We start from the raw sequence: 17,347 nt of genomic DNA on the forward strand, positions 1-17,347 counted from the left end.
CTCGACGTGAAATACCACCTGCTGCTGCCATCGGTGTCGCACGTGGGCACGATCCTCGATACCAACCACTGGGAATCGATCCTGCGGTCGGTCGAGGCAAACAACTCGTACCGCTGGGTGTACGGTGTGCAGTACAAGCCGCTGAACATCGCGGACTACCTGGTCCTGAACGGCCGCATGCCGCGCTCGCTGCGCTATTGCTACGGGCGCGTCATGTCGAGTCTCAACTTGCTCGTGAAAGAGCATGGCATCGCTCACGCGTGCCACGGCACCGCCGCACAGACGCTCACGATGCTTTCCGACAGTACGATCGAACGAGTCTTCAAGAACGGCCTGCACGAGTTCCTGACCGGCTTCATTCGGCGCAACCAGCGACTTGGGCTCGAAATCGCCCAGGCCTACAACTTCGATTGAGTACCGCAATGCATATCGGGATCACCCATACCCTGCGTTATACCGTCGACGAGCCGTTGCAGCTGGCATTGCAGCGCCTTCGACTGCGACCGTCGTCGAATCCCGGTCAGACGGTCGGGTCTTGGGAATTGCTTGCAAACGACATGCAGCCGGCATTGTCGTACATCGACGGATTCGGCAACCATGTCGACCTTGTGTGTCACCCGAACGACCACAAGGAGATCGTCATCGTTTCACGCGGCGAAGTGACGACGCACAGCAAGGATGGTGTGATCGGCACTGCAGACGATCGTACGAATCCGTGGCTGTTCCTGCGCGAGTCGCCTCTCACGCGTCCCGGAGACTCGCTGATGGAGCTTGCCTCCGCCCTGAAGAGCACGCAAAACCGTCTTCTGCAACTACACGAGTTGATGGACATCGTGCACGATCGCCTCGCAGCCGGGGCGGAGAATTGCGACGACGCCACCGATGCAGAGGCTGCGTGGATCAGTTCGAACGGAACCTGTCGCGACCATGCTCATGTATTCATCGCCGTCGCGCATCGGCTCGGCATTCCCGCGCGCTTCGCTTCGGGCTATCTGATAGGCGACGACGACGGAATCCGGGCAGTTGATCATGCGTGGGCTGAAGTCTACGTCGACCATCTCGGTTGGATCGGCTTCGATCCGGCGAATAATCTCTGTCCCGACCAACACTATGTGAAACTGGCGACTGGCTTCGACGCTTGCGGCGCCGCGCCGGTCACCTGCATCCAGTCGAACTCGGGCGCTGAAACGCTGACCGCGGAGATTGCGGTCACACTGTCGGTCCGGTGAGTCGATCGACTGAAATTTCGGTACTCGCACCGAGTTGCCTCGCCATTCAGCGCATGAGCGACGAAGCAAATGGCGTCAGAACAAGAGCCCCAGCATTGCCGCCTTGACCGCGGCCTCGGTCTTGTTGGCCGAATTCAATTTGCGCATCGCATTGACGAGGTGAAATTTCACGGTCCGCTCGTCGACAGACATGATCTTGCCAATCTCGGCGTAGGTTTTTCCCGCGGCGGACCATTGCAACGCCTCGCGCTCGCGTGCCGTCAACTCGACGGCATATTCGGGCGCAAGCTGCGCGAGCAAATGCATGCTCATCGCGCAGTTGGCGGTGTTCGCGAGCCATGACATCTGGTATCCCTTTTCCGCGAGTTCACTCTCCTCGATCGGCTCGCCCGATCGCACCATGGTCACGAGTCCGATCGCCCCGGTGCGGCTGATGGATGGCATGCACCAGCCGTGGCGCAAGCCGAAGTGCTCCGCTTCGTCCCAGAATTCGACGTTTTGTGTCTGGCTGTCGGCGCGCCAGATCAGGGGGGTCAGCTGACTGAGCCCATGCCGGACCGTCGGATCGACGGCAAAATAGTTTTGGCTCACATAGCGCTCGACCCACGTCTCCGGATAGTTGGACTGCAGCATGAACCGCGGATGACTCACCGGCAACGGAACGCGCAGACCGAACGAACAGTACTCGAATCCGAGTGCTCGCACGTCTGCCGTGAACTCCAGAAACACGTCAGCCACGGATTTTGCCTTGGCGTATCCATTCAGATACTTCTCTCTCCAGGCCTGCATATCATTACCTTTTTGGTCAATCTTGTCCCTAAAGGGGCTGTATTGCGTGGTTGGTGCGTTGATCGATTTTCTATAAATTATTCAAGGATCGTCGTCAATATTTGAGATATCGAGCGGCAAGCATGGTGTCGGGTGCTGAATTGTTATCCGGCGGCGGATTTCGAGGTGGCGTCCGCACTCGCCATTGATCGATTGGGTTCGGGAATTTGCATATAGGCATGCGTATTCGTACATCAGCCAAGTTCCGATGCCGAAAATTGCGACGAGTTCGAAAATCCTGGAATTGCACAATGATCGAGCACCGTCAGGCAATCACCGCTAGCGGGGCCGTACGTTATCTTGATAATGCGATGGCGTTCTCCGGGTGATCTGTGATACTCGTAAAAAACATGCGCGCGATCTACCGGCTACCACAAATCACAAGCAGGCGCGCCATAAGCTTTGGAAGGGCGCGCGCCTAGCCGGTCGCCGCGAATCTTGCCAAACTATGCGGTATCAATTTTAACAGGTGCCACATTGAGAGAACGGACATGCCTAAAAAACTGAACGACGGATACGTACGATTGACTTTGCCCGCGTTCTACGCGCTGCGCTTCCATCAACATATGTGCCAGCAAGCCCTGAACTTGTTGCATGACTTATGGGGCGAGGGCATTAGCGCCGTCAATGCCGGCTACTACGAGCTGGTCTGCACCGAAACGCGGCCGGCCGTGAGCGTAGGCTGCGTATGGCATGTGGCCGTGGGCCAGTCTGAGGTGATGGTCGGGAAGGACGACGTCAGCAGCAATGTCATGCTCCTCAACATGAATGGTGACGATTACGGCGCGCAATACAGCCAGGAGTTGATCCAGAACTGGCTGTGCTCGGGAATGCGTCAACGCGAACTTGAATCGGCCATCTTCGCCGGTCACTGATTTCGTGTTCAGTGGATATAAATACATTCAAAAAAGCCTAAGCGTCGTAACAAATCCTGTATGCGGCGCTACCGCCAATTTCCGTTGATCTTCCTGATCGGCTTGGCAATGGCGCGATGACCGCTACGATCATTTATACCGTGACGCCGCGGCTCAGGATGGTTGCTTCGAGCCGCCGCTGATCAGCGCGCTCCGGACGGTCGCTCCGCCCGATTCGCGTAGCGATCGCCGGTTGAATTCCGAACCCCGTTTGTCCGTCGCAGTGTCCCGTCGCACTCGGCGCGACGAGTCTCGTCCAGACGCCTGCCTCCCTGCCCATTCGGGCAGCTTTTTTGTCTTTTCAATTTCGGGTCCAATCGCGCCTAACAATTCTGAAGATAAGAGAGAGGGCATTCGCGATGCTGACTTTATTGTCGGGAAAAAGCGCTGATTTGAGTCGCGAGACGATGCATCGACTTGCGAAGTTTCGGCATAAGGTCTTCATACAGGAACTCGGCTGGTCGTTGCCTACCGACGATGGCATCGAATTTGACGACTTCGATCACGCGGACACCCTTTATGTCGTCGCATTCGACCGCAGCGACGAAATCGTCGGTTGCGGCCGGTTGTTGCCGACCGACGAGCCTTATCTGCTGGGTGAGGTTTTTCCGGATTTGATGGGCGGTGCCGCCCTTCCCAGTACGCGCAATGTGTGGGAACTGTCGCGCTTCGCGATGAGCATGCCGAGCGGCGAGTCGTTGACGGCGGAAGAATCGTGGCAAAACACGCGCTCCCTGATGTCCGAAATCGTCCGTGTCGCGCATGCACATGGCGCCGACCGTCTCATTGCATTCTCGGTGCTCGGCAACGAACGGCTTCTGAAGCGCATGGGCGTCAATGTGCATCGCGCTGCGCCACCGCAAATGATCGAAGGCAAGCCGACCTTGCCGTTCTGGATCGAGATAGATCAACAAACGCGCGCAGCGCTGAACCTCGACGTGTTGGAGTACGGCGTGCCGCTCAACATGTCGCGCAGTGTGCATGTGTCGCACGCGTTCTGACGAGCGCCGTGAAGTCGCGACGCGTATCGGGACGGGTCCAGGGTCCGCCGCGAGTCTGGCGGCCCCGGCTCTCTCCTGAAGTGGCTCGGCGCAATACAGCATTACTAAAGGTGTGCCTGAAGATGAACGGCTTTAACGATGTGGGTCAGTTGGTCCTGGTCCGTGAGGGGAAGGTGAAATGACGCTTCGAGTGGTGGTAACCGGTATTGGCATTGTGTCCCCGCTGGGTTGCGGTAAGGAATTGGTGTGGCAGCGCCTGATCGGAGGCGGCTCCGGGCTTCGCCGGCTCGGCGACGATATCGTCGGTGAACTGCCCGCAAAGGTCGGCGGGACCGTACAGGGGAAGGCCGACGATCCCGACGGCGGTTTCGATCCGGAACTCTCGGTGCCGAACAAGGAGCTGAGGAAGATGGACCGCTTCATCCAGATGGCGATGGTCGCTGCAGACGAGGCGCTCGCGGAAGCCGGATGGGCTCCGCAAGCCGAGCATCAGCGCGAGCGGACGGCGACGGTCGTGGCGTCGGGCATCGGTGGGTTTCCCGGGCTGGCGGAGGCGGTCAGGATCGGCGAGACGCGTGGCGTGCGGCGGTTGTCGCCGTTCACCATTCCGTTCTTTCTCTCGAATCTGGCGGCCGGCCAGATTTCGATCAAGCATCAGTTCCGTGGGCCCCTCGGCTGTCCGGTGACGGCCTGTGCGGCGAGCGTGCAGGCGATCGGCGATGCGATGCGCATGATCCGGACCGGTGAGGCCGATGTCGTGCTGGCGGGCGGCGCCGAAGCGGCATTCGACAAGGTCAGCCTGGGCGGATTCGCGGCGGCGCGAGCGTTGTCGACCGGCTTCGGCGATCAGCCGATTCGCGCTTCGCGCCCGTTCGACCGCGATCGTGACGGATTTGTCATGGGCGAGGGAGCGGCCATGCTCGTGGTCGAGTCCCTGGACCATGCCCTCGCACGTGGCGCCCGCCCGATCGCGGAAATCATCGGGTACGGAACCACGGCGGACGCCTATCACATGACCGCCGGTCCCGACGACGGATCCGGCGCCATGCGGGCGATGAAGCTGGCCCTGGCGATGGGCGAAATCGCCCCGGAGCAGGTCGACTACGTCAATGCGCATGCGACATCGACGCCGGTCGGCGACGCTGGAGAAATCGAGGCGCTGAAGACTGTCTTCGGCGTGGGCGCCGGCCCGGCGATTTCCTCGACCAAGTCGGCAACCGGGCATTTGCTCGGCGCGGCGGGCGCCATCGAAGCGGCGTTTTCCATTCTCGCGCTCCGGGACGGCGTGCTGCCCGGAACGCTGAATCTCGAGAACCCCGACGAAGCCGCTGCCGGACTTGACCTGATCGGGCCTTCCGCACGGCGCGTTCCCGTCGAGATCGCACTGTCCAACGGGTTCGGGTTTGGCGGCGTCAATGCATCGGTGCTGTTTAAACGCTACCCGCCGGATAGATCGGCAGTGTCGCATTGACTGCACATCAACAGGGTTTGCGCACGCTTCTGATTTCGTAAGTATTACGAATAGTTAGCGTTCGACGCCATGCTATGGCGCCGCCAGCGCTCCATCGGTTCGATGGTGAGTCGCGGGCCGATCCAGCCGTGCGCCAGACGTGCTGTCCGCCCCTTCAGCCTCGCGCACCACGCCTGGATCCGCCGCAGGCGCAAATGTCGGCACGCGCTCGTGCCGATCCGGTTGGCCTTGCGCAACGTCGTTGCCAAGTAGACAGGCTCCCGGCACGCCTGGAGAAGCGTGATGCCGCAGCTTGCATTGCTTTACCCGGAACGACTCAGCATCGGAGTCTGAGTTTTAACCCGCCTCACACACGAAATTCCGGATACCTCCCATACCAAATCACCCCGGCCGCCGTGCTGGCCGTGGCCGAGCGCTCATCTGTTCGCCGTCCTGCTGGAACGGACGCCATTGGGGCAATTGGAGCGGCCCTGAAACACCGGGAATATGGCCGGCATGTGTGCAGCGAGTGTGCACACCAGCCATCTCGCCGTCGCGCGTCGCGACAGCCGATCGGAGGTCGGCATGGCCGCGTCGGCGAGCGAATGGGACAGGAACTGAAATCAAAAAAGGCCCCGACAATGGCCGTGAAACTTGCCGGGGCTAACGAACCATGCAAACTGCATGGGACGAGGAAGTATCGCGTCCATCGTATAGCCGCCAATGATCGAGCAGCACCACCGAGTTCCGACGAATTCTCATCGGGTTCAGCCAAGATCCTGCTCAAGGAACGCGGATGTCTTCCACCGACAAGCGTCACGCCGATGCGCCGTCTCTCGCCACTTTCTGCACGAGACGCACTGGCGGGGATTGGAATCTTCCAAAGACGGTTTTTCCGGGAATTTTCGTAACGGACGCTTTTCCCGAGACCGGCAAAGTGCACCCGTCTTAAAAAAATATGCCAAAGCGTTTTGACCGCTGCCCCGCTCGCCGTTTTCGACGTATCAATTCGTGAGCTTGTGTTGCGGTAGGACCCACAGCATCCGACCGACCGCTTCAGCCTGGTTCCGCGAGTGGGTCTTTTCATAGATCGCACGCAACTGGCTGCGAACCGTCGCAAGCGACACGCCGGCGCTCGCCGCACATTCGTCGGGCGTCTTGCCGCTGATCAACGCTTCGGCGATCGCGGCTTCGGCGCTCGACAAGCCGAACGATTGCCGCAGCTGTTGTGCGACGACGAGCGGGGCGCCGCTGCGTCGCCTGACCGTGATCAGTATCGTCGCATCGCCGAACGTGGCATGGAGCGCCTGTCCGGACAATGCCGCGATGCCGAGAAAGATCTCGTGCGCCGCGGCCAACGTGCCGGAAAGGGCAAGGCTCTCGCTCTTGCGGGTCTTCGCGACGCGTGCCAGCGCCGCCTTGAGCGCGTCGTTCTGGGGCGCGCTCGTCGCGCTCAGGTGCCCGTTCTCGAGCTTGAGGCAGGTGGTGGCGCGCAGCATCGACTCGGCCGCCCGGTTGACGAACTGGACGCGCGCGTGCCGGTCCAGCGCAAAGACGGCGAGGCCCAGCTCCTCCATCAGTTCGGCGCCGAGCGTGGCGTCGCGATGCAGCACTCGCGCGTCTTGCCACAGGTTGATCGAGCGCTGCAGATGCCCGGCCATACCGGTCAGGGTCGCGCGTTCTTCTGGAGAATAGGGTGTGCGGCCGTGCGCACGCAGTAACCCGAGCAGAATGTTGTCGCTGCCGGGGCGCGCGAAGCGAATCCCCATCAGGTAGCGAAATCCCGACGGAATCTGATAGTCCTGGAAGAACTCGCTGCGTTCGACGTCGCGCTCGGTCAGATGATCCTGACAACAAACGAATTCGCCGAGCGGTGCGTTTTCGACGAAGCCGCGGCGCGGATCGAGCGCGCCGTAATACTGATCGTAGAGCGCGATGATCTCGTCGAATTCCGCGCGCGGCGAATAGATCGAGAATTTCGGGGCATTGCGCGCGACGTCCCAACTGAACATGTGAAATACGTCTGCGCCGAGCGATTCGGACACCCGGTGAAAAACTTCGAGAAAACCGTCCGGATGCAGCGCGGCCTCATAGAGGTCCCCGATGAGTTGGTCTCGTTGCATGTGCTCACCCCGTCGCTTCGCGATCTTCGTATTCTGATTTTGTCTGACGATATTGCTTCGAATACCGAATTTTTTTCAGGCTAACACAGGTTATTTGCATTTCATGCCCTGTTATTTCCCGATTTTCATCCACCTGAATGATGATCGAGAAAATCGTCTTTGCGAGAATCCTCGCCATTCAGCGTGCACGCGCAATGTATGTGACACGCATCAACCAGAAGGGGCTCGGGGGAAACGCAATGAAACTCACACCTGTCGTATCCGGTATTGCAGTGCTTGTCCTGTCGGCTTGTGGCGGCGGCAGCGATTCCTCCTCGCCACCCGCACCGCCCGCCGCGCAGACGGTCAGCGGGGTCGCGGCCGCCGGCGCCGCGATGCAGGCCGCCACCGTGAAACTGGTCGATGCGACCGGCAAAGCGGTCGACTGCCCGGCCGATGCGTCGACCGGCGCGTTTCAATGCACGGTGACCGGCCTGAGCGCGCCTTTCGCGTTGTCCGCATACGGCAACGTCGCCGACTCGCAGGCCACGCTGATCGCGCTCAGCGCCACGGCCGGCACGCAGACGATCAACATCACGCCGATCACGAACGCGATCGCCGCCACGATCGTCGGCGACAACCCGACCAAGCTGCTGGCCGACACCGGTTTGCTGCAAAGCAAGGTCACGGCCCAGGCCGTCGCCAGCACGGTGCAAGCCTATTCGTCGGCGCTGGCCGACCTGCTGGCCGCCACCGGCAATGCGGGCGTCGACCTGATTTCCGGCCCGTTGACGGCGGGCGCGCCGGGTCTCGACCGGCTGCTCGACCAGATCAAGATCAACGTCCTGCCGGATGGCGGCGTCCAGATCAGCTCGGTGGCGGGCGCGTCCAGCGATACGCCGGTGCAGCTTCAGCTCGCGCCCGGCGTCGCGCCGCAGGCGAGCGACAAGGCCAGCCTGCCGGCCGCCGCGACCATCAATGGCGCGGTGGTGTCGAACCTGCCGAGCGCCAGCGATCTGGCGGCATTGCAGAGCGCGCTCAACCAGTGCTTCGCCGGTTCGACCGGTGCTGCGCGCACGGGCGGCAGCGTATCGGCATGCGGCCGGATCTTCGTCGACGACGTCGCGTCCGGCGCGCTGAATGCAGGCGTGCCTTCCGCGTACCTCAACAACGGGATGTCGGTCGACCAGGAGTTCGGCGCGCCGGCAGGCGGCACGCCGGGCATCGTGGCCGACGATGCGATGAACAACGCGAGCTTCAGCCTGCCGGAAGTCATCCGCGTCGTTGCCAGCGACACGATGTGGGTCAAGCTCGCGTGGACGCGCAGCGACGGGATTCGCGACGGCATGCAGCAGCATGTACAGCTTGCAGTGCGGGCGGGCAGTCTCGCGAACGGCGATACCGGCTGGCGCGTGGTCGGCAATCAGCGCGCGGTGCTGAGCAAGGTCAATGCGAACGCACAGAAGTGGGACTGGCTGAATCCGGCCAATCCGTCGACGGGGACCAACGCGTTCGTCGATTCGCTCAACCTGCAGGTGGGTGCCGTCGACGCGGCCGGCACCGCGGTGGACTTCGCGATCGTCAACGGCCCCGGCTTGCGCAACGGCGTGTTTCTCCAGCCGTCGAGCGGGACCTGCGACACGCTGAACATCCGCGCGCAGATCGCAAGCGGGCAGACGCCGGCGCAGCTCGCCGCACTGGCGAAGAATCCGCAGTGCCGCAACAACTTCCGTCTGGCCGGCGTCGCGCAGGACCCGGCCAACCAGGGCCTGTTCACGTGGCCCGGCGACGCGCCGCGCAACAATACCGCATGGGCGAAGCCGCAACTGAGCACCGCCGAGCTGGCCGACATCAAGCCGTTCAGCGCCTATACGATCGACATCTACCAGAACGGCAACACGTCGACGCCGGCCCGGCACTACACGGTCCGGCTGCGTACGCCGTCGCCGTCGCCCGACGCACTGCGCCAGTACGCGTGGCACGATCTGGCGCAGTCCACGCGCGACAAGCTGACGCCGGGCTCCGCCAGCACGTTCGCGGGCGGCGCGACCTTCCCGCTCGGCTGGACGTCGAAATCGGGGCTGCCGTTCGTCAAACGCGGCAACGTGCAGATTCGCGCAACCGCGGCCGGGCAGCCGGCGGCGACGTTCGTCAACGGTTCGGCATCGGCGTCGCCGGTCCAGCCGGGCGCCTCGGTCACGCTCAACGTGCCGGGCGACCAGGGCGTCGCGTTCCCGTCGGTGGCCGGCTGGACCGGCAGCGCGGACTTCTCGTTCGTGAACTTGAGCTGGTCCGACCCGGTCGACACGCTCTTCACCGAGGCCTTCGAGTACGACCGGTAACAGGCAGCCGGGCGAATGCGTCCGGCGAGCGTCGGCCGGCGGGGCGATGCGTCGTCCCGCCGGCGGGCAACGATCGACCTGGTCGAGCGCGTCGTGTTTTCGTTCGACGGGGAACGCTGCGACCGGATCGTGGGCGGCGTGCTGGCGAGAATCGGTTCGGCGTGCCGCGCGGCGGCGGCGCCGCTGACGACCGACCGGCCGCGGATCGCATCACATCGAACGGTACGAGATACTGCGCGACGACGGATGCCGCCGTTCATGCTCGCCCGTTACATTCCTGCACCCGGCGGCACCGTGCCGGCCGGCTTTGCGACGCTCGCGGCTTCCATCACGCGCAGCACCGGCCGGCCGCCGACATCCTTCAGCGGGAAATACGAGCGATGCGTGCCCGGATCGACAGCGACGACGTGCGCGTTCGGCCCGAGCCGGCCTTCACCGATCTTGGCAACGTTCCGGCCGCGGACGCTGAACATCGAAACGATGCCGGCTTCACCGGCAACATACAGCACGTCCGACGCCGAATCGAACGCGAGCACATCCGGGCCGCCGCCGAGGTCGAAAGCGCGGACGACGTGCCGTGTGCGCATATCGAAGACGAGGAGCGCGTCGTTGTCCTCGCACGCGATGAAGGCGAGGCCGGCGCGCGGCTCGATCAGCAATCCGTGATTGCCTTTCGCGCCCGGCAAGTCGAACCGGGCGACGACACGGTCCGTCGCCGGATCGATTTCGACGAGCTGGCGCCGCGTCTGGACGTTCACGAAGATGTGTCGGGAAACCGGGTCGTACTGCGTGTTGCCGGCTTCGCCATCGAGCGGGATCGTCGCGACGCGCCGGTTGCTGCGGACATCGATGACCGTTTCCGTTTTTCCGTATTCGTCGGATACGTACAGCTTGTGCACGTCGGCCGCATAGGCGATGCCGTCGGGATAATGCCCGCCCGGCATGCGCGCGACGATTTTCAGCGTCGCGGCGTCGATCGCGACGATCTCGTCGGACCCGGTCGCAGACGCGTAGATGCGCGACAGCGCCGGCACGGCAAGCACGCCATGTACCGACGATACGCCTGCGATCCGGGCGGTCACGCGCGATGCATGCGTATCGAAAGCGATCACTTCGCCGTCGCCGAGGTGAGCGATGAAGAGCAGGTTGCGGCTCGGGTCCAGGCTTGCGTAGTCGAGTCGTGTCGCGCGGCCCGGCAACGCGATGTCCGCGACATGCTTCAGCGGCAGGGTGCCGGTCGAGGCGCCTTCTTCGCCGGCAGCGAAAACCTGGTGAGTCGGTAGGCCCGACGTGCCGAGCCCGCCGCATAGCGCGACGAACAGGAGCAGGCCGTAGCGCCAGCGTCCGGAGTCCTTCATGATTGCCTCCCGCGACAGCCGCCACCGCATTGGCACGGCGGCGGCATCGCTTTGCATGGTTCCCCGCTCGTTTGCCGTTCGGCCGTGGCCGCGATTACCGTGCCCGGCCGTCGTCCGGTTCGACGTGGCGAAACGCTGCGAGCAGCGAAAGGTCGTACGCGATCTTCAGCGCGCCGCATGCGACCAGCGGCGCACCGAGCCAGCCGAGGCCGAACAGGCCGCCGGCCAAGGCCGGCGCGACAGCGGCCGCGAGGCTGCGCGGGACGGATGTAAAGCTGGCCGCTGCCGGTCGCTCCGCCGGCGTGACGACCGCCATCACATAGGCGGTTCGGGTCGGGACATCCATTTGCGACAGCGCGCTTCGCATCAGCAACAGCGTCAACGTCAGCGGCAACGACGGCGCGAGCGCGGCGCCGATCAGGCAGACGCTCGACGGAATATGCGTGAACACCATCGTATTCAGCAGGCCGATCCTGCGCGACAGCGGCGCGGCCGCGAGCTGCGAGCCGGCCGAGAGCAGGCCCGCCCAGAAGAAGAACTGGCCGGTCGCGACGATCGAGAGCCCGAAGCGCTGCATCAACCACAGCGACAGCAGCGAGTTGACGACGAGCCCGCCCGCGAATGCGTCGACGCTGAACAGCATCGCCAGCCGCACGACGATCGGGCGTGACGGGCCGAGCGGGGGCGCTGCCTGCGCCGCGCGAACTGTCTGGCGCGGCAGCCGCCGATACAGCATGCAGACGACGACACCTGTGGCCGCATAGACCAGAAACATGCCGCGCATCGCGCCCAGCGTCGAGATTCCGGTATGTGACGCAACCGCGATCGGCACGCCCGCCGCGAGGGATCCGACCGCTGCCGATACGGCGCCGACGAGGCTGTAGCGGGCGAACAGCGCCGTGCGAGCGTCGCCGTCGGCGGCTTGCGCCAGGCGCGACTGTTCGAGCGGCAGAAACACGCTGACGTCGCCGGAACTCGGATTGAGCGTGCCGGCGAAGGCGATGACGAACAGCGGCCACCACGTGGAGACGCTCGCGAAGCCGATGCCCGTCGCCGCCATCAGTGTCGCCGCGAGCGTCAGCATGCGGCGCTGCGTGAAGCGGCTCGCGAGCATGCCGACCGCGATCGTCGCGATCGCGGAACCTGTCAACGTCGTGGTGCCGATCAGGCCGACATCCAGTTGCGACAGCCCGAGCGACAGCAGATACGCGGGCAGCAGCACGGCAATGAATCCATCGCAGAAACCGCGCATGCCGCGGCTGGCGAGGATGAGCCATGCGGCCTTGTCCGCGCCCGCCGGCAGCATCCGGCTGGCGAGCGTCGACGCGCGGCGGCTGCTAGGGACGTGCATCACGCCGGCACCACGCGTAGAGCGCGTCGTACATCACCATGCCGTGCCGCAGTTGCTCGTGATCGTCGGCGAAGTGTCCGGACAGGCCGATCGAGATCGCGTACAGCCCGGCCGATTCCGGCGTGAGATCGAGCCGTCCGGTATCGGCGCCGCGCACGATCGCGGCGAGCTTGAGCAGCGCCGGGGCGTCGAGCCGGTAGCGGTCGAGAAACGCATCGAAGCTGCAGCGTTCACCGTGGTGGCCCAGCTCGACGCCTGGCACGTCGTAGGGCACCGCGCCCGTTTCGTCCGCCAGTCGCAGGACGTCCGGACCCGGGACGTAGAGAAATTCCGGCGCATCGTCGATGAACCGCGCAATCAGCCACGGACATGCGATGCGGTCAACCTTCGGCCGTTCGCGCGTAATCCATTTCACGGCACGCCTCCTGTATGGCGGACGAACGTCGTCCGATGCGTCACGGCCGCCTCCCGGCAATGCGGCTCAATGATGGAGCAGCGGGTAGGCCACGAGCCCGACGAGCGCGGCAGCCGTGACGACGACCGGCTCCTGCAACTTCTTGAAACGCCACAGCAGCAGCACGGTCGCGACCGCGAGCAGTGCGGTCGGCAGGTCGACGATCGAGCGTTTCGCGATGACGAGGACGGAGCCGGTGATCGCCCCGACGGCTGCGGCGGTGATGCCGTCGACGAACGCCTTGACGCCCGGACGGTGCCCGTACTTCTTCACGTAAGGTGCGGGGATGACCGTGAACAGATAGCAAGGCAGGAACGTGCCGAGTGCGGCGACGAGTGCGCCCGGGAAGCCCGCCACCAGATACCCGATGAAGCCGACCGTGATCACGACCGGGCCGGGCGTGATCATCGCGACCGCCACGGCATCCACGAACTGCTTGTCGTTCAGCCAGTGATGTTCGGTGACGACGCCGCCATAAAGGAACGGCACGATCGCCAGCCCGGAGCCGAACACGAACGCGCCGGCCTTCATGAAGAACGCGCCGATCTGAACGAGCTGCGGCAGGTCGATGCCGCTCAATATGCCGCTGGCTGCCGGCAGGTTGGCGGCGGCAACCGCGTTCAGCCCACCGCGCTGCAGCCACTTGGGCGGGGCACGCCACAGCCAGCCGACCAGGCCCGCGACCACGAACAGCCACGCGATTTCCGATTCCGTGATGAAGGTCACGGCGGCAAGCGTGACGAAGATCGCCCAGAGCAGCTTGTCGTGGCCGACGGTTTTCGTCGTGAGCTTGTAGGCGCTCATCGCGATGATGCCGACCACCGCGGCGCCGACGCCGTAGAAGACGGCCTGCATCCAGGACAGCCCGCCGAAATGTGAGTACGCGAAGCCGAGCGCAACCACCATCAGGAACGACGGCAGCACGAACGCGAAGCCGACGAGCGTCGCACCGAGCAGGCGGTAGTGCACGAAGCCCAGATAGATCGCGAGCTGGGCCGCCATCGGCCCCGGTGCGAGCTGGGCCAGCGTGAGCCCTTCCTTGTAGTCGGCTTCCGTGATCCAGCCGCGACGTTCGACCAGGTCGCGACGCATGTAGCCTGCGAGCGCGACCGGCCCGCCGAAGCCGAACGTGCCGAGACGCAGCATGTAGGCGACCAGCTGGCCAAGTGAGTAGGTCGGTTCGGTGGTGGCGATGGAAGTGGTCATGATCTGGCCGCGGTGTGGTTTTTGCCGTTCGACGTGAAGTGTGCGTACAGGGCATCGAGCACGGCGCCCATCTGCTCGAGCAACCGGTCGTCGTTCTCTGCCTGCTGGCGCGTGCCGGCCATCACGGCCTCGAAGCCGATCGCTTCGGGCGCCGCGGGGCCGCCCACGTCGAGCGCATGCACGATGTCGCCGAGCCGCATCAGCGCGGGGTCGTTGTCGAGCCCGAAACTCGCCAGCAGCACCTCGAACGTCACGCGCTCGCCGACATGCGTAAACGTCGCGCCGTCGAAATCGAAGCCCAGCGCGTCGGCCGGGCAATCCGCCGGCGACGCGAGCCAGACGAAGCGGGCGCGTGCGTCGATGAAGCGGCGGATCAGCCAGGCACTGGCGACGCGATCGACCCACATTCGCTGCCGCGTCGCCCAGGTGCGGCCCTGAAATTCGCCGATCGCCAGCGGCCGGATCGCGCGGTCCGCGGCGTGGGGTTCGCCCGGCGACAGCACGGTGTCGACCAGCGCGACGAAATCCTGCAGCGCGACTTCGGCGCGAGTGGCCGAGTCGCCCGGGAAATAGTCGATCGCACGGATGGCGTCGAAATCCTTGCGCATGCGGCGCAGCAAGCGCGTCAGTTCCGAGGCCGACTGTCCGGCGAGGGTCTTGCGGGCGTCCGCAAGGACCTGGATAAAGGCGGCGTCATCTTCCCCGCGATCGAAGAGCGCGCGGAATTCCCGCTCCTGTGACGCATCGAGACTCGGCGCGCGCAACAGGTGAGCGCTGCCGCCGCTGTCGGCAATCGCGTCCGCGAGCTCGCGCAGCATCCGTTCATGCGCTTCCGACTGGGGCAGCAGGTAGACGCCGTCGCGCAGCACCGCGCAGCCTTTTGCCTTGAGCGCGCGCCAGAACCGCATGCGCGCCGTCGCGTTCTGCGTGGGAAGGGTCAGCACGAGGAGCGACCATGTCGTGAGTGAATTCATGTAGCAAATGCTACTCATGCGTTACGACTTCTACAAGTTAACTTTGGCGGCGGCTGCGGTGACTGGCGGCGGGGCGGCCTGCGAGGCGCGCGTCATTCGTCTGGTTTTTTTCCGGAAAATACCCCCTCCCCCTATATGGAAACGCGATTTGATATATAGTCCCCCCCGGTATATGAAGGGATCACCATGAGCCACACCATCCAGGAAAAGCAGAAGCTGCTGAACCGTGTCCGCCGGATCAAGGGGCAGGTCGAAGCGATCGAACGCGCGCTCGAGGACGAGCGCGGTTGCAACGAAATCCTCCGCCTCATCACGAGCGGTCGCGGCGCAATGAACGGCCTGCTCGCGGTCGTGCTCGAGGATCACATCCGCAGCCATCTGGTCGACGCCGAAGGTCACGACGACGAAGGCAGCGCGACCGAACAGCTGATCGAAGTCGTGCACAGCTACTTCAAGTAACCGGAGGCGGAATGAACAGCTTCAGCAACGACGCCTTCGGCGCAGGGCACGACCACATCTTTCTCGGCGCCGCGCACGAGCAGAACGAACGCCGGACCTGGATGGTCATCGCGCTGTGCGCGGCGATGATGGTGGCGGAGATCGTCGGCGGGTCCCTGTTCGGTTCGCTGGCACTGATCGCGGACGGCCTGCACATGTCGACGCACGCGGGCGCGATGCTGATCGCCGCGCTCGCCTATACCTACGCGCGCAAGCATGCGCGCGACCCGCGCTTCGTGTTCGGCACGGGCAAGCTCGGCGATCTCGCGGGTTTCACGAGCGCGATCGTGCTCGCGATGATCGCGCTGCTGATCGGGTACGAGGCGGTCGCGCGCCTGCTCGCCCCGGTCCCGATTCATTTCGGCGAGGCGATTCCGATCGCGGTGGCAGGCTTGCTCGTCAACATCGCGAGCGTGTGGCTGCTGAGCGGCGACCATCATGGCCACGGTCATGGTCATCATCACGGGCATGGTCATGACGATCACGACGATCACGCGCACGACCACGAACAGGAAGCGCACCAGATCTTCGATCAGCAGGGCGTATTCGCCGTGTCGGTGTTCGAGGAGGGCGTTCCGCCGGTGTTCCGCGTCGCGCCTGCGACGCACGAGACGAAGCTCGTCGATGCGAGCGCGGTGTCGGTGACCACGATCCGCCCGGACGGCAGCCGTCAGGTGTTCGCGATGCAAAGTCGCGGCGGCTATCTGGAGTCGACCGAAGCCATTCCCGAACCGCATGAATTCAACGCGATCGTCCGGCTGAACGGCCGCGAGCACGAACTGGCGTTCGAGGAGCACGACCACGGCACGTCCGCGGCGGCGGCGCGCGATCACAACATGCGCTCCGCGTACATCCATGTGATCGCCGACGCGGCCGTGTCCGTCCTGACGATCGTCGGGCTGCTGCTCGCGCGGGCGTTCGGCTGGGTCTGGATGGATCCGCTGGCCGGCATCATCGGCGCGCTGGTGATCGCGAACTGGTCGTACGGCCTGATGCGCGATACGGGCGGGATCCTGCTCGACATGAATTCGGATCGCCGCCTGACGGACAACGTGCGCGGTGCGATCGAAGGCACGGGCGACCGGGTCGGCGACCTGCATGTGTGGCGGCTCGGGCCGGGACACATGAGCGCGGTCGTGTCGGTGGTGACGGACGATCCGAAGCGCGATGCGCGCTTCTATCACGGCGTGCTGCAGCGGTTCAGGAACCTGTCGCACGTGACCGTCGAAGTCGTGCCCGCGACGCGAGGGCGATGAGCATGGCGGTCAAGTCCCCTTGCGTCGACGTGTGTTCGTTCGACGGTCGCACCGGCTATTGCGTGGCATGCCTGCGAACGCGCGACGAAGCGCGCGACTGGAAGAAGATGACGGATCACCGGCGCCATCAAATCGTGAACGACCGCGCGCGGCGGCATGCGAAGCTGACGCGGGCTTGAAGTCGAGGTACGCGCGAAGTCGCGCGTGTGTCGTTGCGCGTGCCGACCGCGTCGCTTGCATCAACCGGTCCCGCCACGCCGGTGCATTCCCGACGAGCGCGTTTGCCGGACGATGTACGCCGTCCGCGTGCCGTCACGCGGATCAGGACGCTCGTGATCCGGTATTGCCGAGGCGGCGGTCGGTGACGGTCGTCGATCCGCCCGG

General features: G+C 64.2%; 16 protein-coding genes and 1 pseudogene. 10 read left to right on the forward strand and 7 right to left on the reverse strand.

Annotated features, from left to right (window positions below; genetic code table 11):
• Together NQV17_RS25175 and NQV17_RS25180 are read left to right on the forward strand one after the other, a co-directional pair.
• Nucleotides 1-414: alpha-E domain-containing protein (locus NQV17_RS25175; protein WP_257774313.1), on the forward strand; the 414-nt coding region annotated here is incomplete at its 5' end.
• Between the two features lie 8 nt (nucleotides 415-422).
• A complete protein-coding gene (locus NQV17_RS25180; protein ID WP_257774314.1) occupies nucleotides 423-1,229 on the forward strand; it encodes a transglutaminase family protein in 807 nt (268 codons plus the stop codon).
• Nucleotides 1,230-1,304: 75 nt separating this feature from the next.
• Here NQV17_RS25180 and NQV17_RS25185 read toward each other — a convergent pair whose 3' ends face one another.
• Complete coding sequence (locus NQV17_RS25185) at nucleotides 1,305-1,967, reverse strand: LuxR family transcriptional regulator (protein WP_257774315.1); 663 nt, start codon at nucleotides 1,965-1,967, stop codon at nucleotides 1,305-1,307.
• Between the two features lie 581 nt (nucleotides 1,968-2,548).
• Between NQV17_RS25185 and NQV17_RS25190 the strand changes: the two genes are divergently transcribed.
• The 4 genes and pseudogenes from NQV17_RS25190 to NQV17_RS25205 form a co-directional block, all read left to right on the forward strand.
• Nucleotides 2,549-2,932 carry a DUF4902 domain-containing protein gene (locus NQV17_RS25190; RefSeq protein ID WP_257774316.1) on the forward strand — a complete coding sequence of 128 codons (384 nt, stop codon included), beginning with the start codon at nucleotides 2,549-2,551 and terminating at the stop codon, nucleotides 2,930-2,932.
• 398 nt (nucleotides 2,933-3,330) lie between these two features.
• On the forward strand, nucleotides 3,331-3,972 hold the full coding sequence (locus tag NQV17_RS25195) for an acyl-homoserine-lactone synthase (protein ID WP_257774317.1): 642 nt from the start codon (nucleotides 3,331-3,333) through the stop codon (nucleotides 3,970-3,972).
• A 178-nt stretch (nucleotides 3,973-4,150) separates the two neighbouring features.
• Nucleotides 4,151-5,443, forward strand: coding sequence for a beta-ketoacyl-ACP synthase II (fabF, locus tag NQV17_RS25200; RefSeq protein ID WP_257774318.1), 1,293 nt, complete (start codon nucleotides 4,151-4,153; stop codon nucleotides 5,441-5,443).
• Between the two features lie 204 nt (nucleotides 5,444-5,647).
• Nucleotides 5,648-5,776: pseudogene (locus tag NQV17_RS25205) on the forward strand (IS256 family transposase); the annotation flags it as partial.
• A 650-nt stretch (nucleotides 5,777-6,426) separates the two neighbouring features.
• Here NQV17_RS25205 and NQV17_RS25210 read toward each other — a convergent pair.
• Nucleotides 6,427-7,545, reverse strand: coding sequence for a helix-turn-helix transcriptional regulator (locus NQV17_RS25210; protein WP_257774319.1), 1,119 nt, complete (start codon nucleotides 7,543-7,545; stop codon nucleotides 6,427-6,429).
• Nucleotides 7,546-7,784: 239 nt separating this feature from the next.
• On the opposite strand from NQV17_RS25210, the gene NQV17_RS25215 reads away from it, so the two are divergent.
• A complete protein-coding gene (locus tag NQV17_RS25215; RefSeq protein WP_257774320.1) occupies nucleotides 7,785-9,866 on the forward strand; it encodes a hypothetical protein in 2,082 nt (693 codons plus the stop codon).
• Between the two features lie 269 nt (nucleotides 9,867-10,135).
• On the opposite strand, the gene NQV17_RS25220 is transcribed toward NQV17_RS25215, so the two are convergent.
• The 5 genes from NQV17_RS25220 to NQV17_RS25240 all read right to left on the reverse strand — a co-directional run bounded on the left by NQV17_RS25220 (nucleotide 10,136) and on the right by NQV17_RS25240 (nucleotide 15,209).
• Complete coding sequence (locus NQV17_RS25220; protein ID WP_257774321.1) at nucleotides 10,136-11,224, reverse strand: YncE family protein; 1,089 nt, start codon at nucleotides 11,222-11,224, stop codon at nucleotides 10,136-10,138.
• 94 nt (nucleotides 11,225-11,318) lie between these two features.
• Complete coding sequence (locus tag NQV17_RS25225; protein ID WP_257774445.1) at nucleotides 11,319-12,575, reverse strand: MFS transporter; 1,257 nt, start codon at nucleotides 12,573-12,575, stop codon at nucleotides 11,319-11,321.
• Entirely contained in the window at nucleotides 12,562-12,990 is a 429-nt protein-coding gene (locus NQV17_RS25230) for a chromate resistance protein ChrB domain-containing protein (RefSeq protein ID WP_257774322.1), read from the reverse strand. The genes NQV17_RS25225 and NQV17_RS25230 overlap by 14 nt, the downstream gene beginning before the upstream one ends.
• A 66-nt stretch (nucleotides 12,991-13,056) precedes the next feature.
• Nucleotides 13,057-14,235, reverse strand: a complete 1,179-nt coding sequence (locus NQV17_RS25235; RefSeq protein WP_044847517.1) for a chromate transporter — start codon at nucleotides 14,233-14,235, stop codon at nucleotides 13,057-13,059.
• Complete coding sequence (locus NQV17_RS25240) at nucleotides 14,232-15,209, reverse strand: chromate resistance protein (RefSeq protein WP_257774323.1); 978 nt, start codon at nucleotides 15,207-15,209, stop codon at nucleotides 14,232-14,234. Before NQV17_RS25240 ends, NQV17_RS25235 begins: the two co-directional genes overlap by 4 nt.
• Nucleotides 15,210-15,395: 186 nt before the next feature.
• Here NQV17_RS25240 and NQV17_RS25245 point away from each other — a divergent pair, with 186 nt between their 5' ends.
• The 3 genes from NQV17_RS25245 to NQV17_RS25255 are packed head-to-tail and all read left to right on the forward strand — an operon-like array spanning nucleotide 15,396 to nucleotide 17,142.
• Nucleotides 15,396-15,668 carry a metal/formaldehyde-sensitive transcriptional repressor gene (locus tag NQV17_RS25245; RefSeq protein WP_044847515.1) on the forward strand — a complete coding sequence of 91 codons (273 nt, stop codon included), beginning with the start codon at nucleotides 15,396-15,398 and terminating at the stop codon, nucleotides 15,666-15,668.
• A gap of 11 nt (nucleotides 15,669-15,679) precedes the next feature.
• The gene (gene dmeF / locus NQV17_RS25250) at nucleotides 15,680-16,963 is read left to right on the forward strand and encodes a CDF family Co(II)/Ni(II) efflux transporter DmeF (RefSeq protein WP_257774324.1); all 1,284 of its coding nucleotides are present in this window, start codon (nucleotides 15,680-15,682) and stop codon (nucleotides 16,961-16,963) included.
• A gap of 2 nt (nucleotides 16,964-16,965) precedes the next feature.
• Entirely contained in the window at nucleotides 16,966-17,142 is a 177-nt protein-coding gene (locus NQV17_RS25255; protein WP_185500436.1) for a DUF1289 domain-containing protein, read from the forward strand.
• Nucleotides 17,143-17,347 lie beyond the last annotated feature (205 nt).

This window comes from Burkholderia sp. SCN-KJ, assembly GCF_024656005.1.
Lineage (GTDB): Bacteria > Pseudomonadota > Gammaproteobacteria > Burkholderiales > Burkholderiaceae > Burkholderia.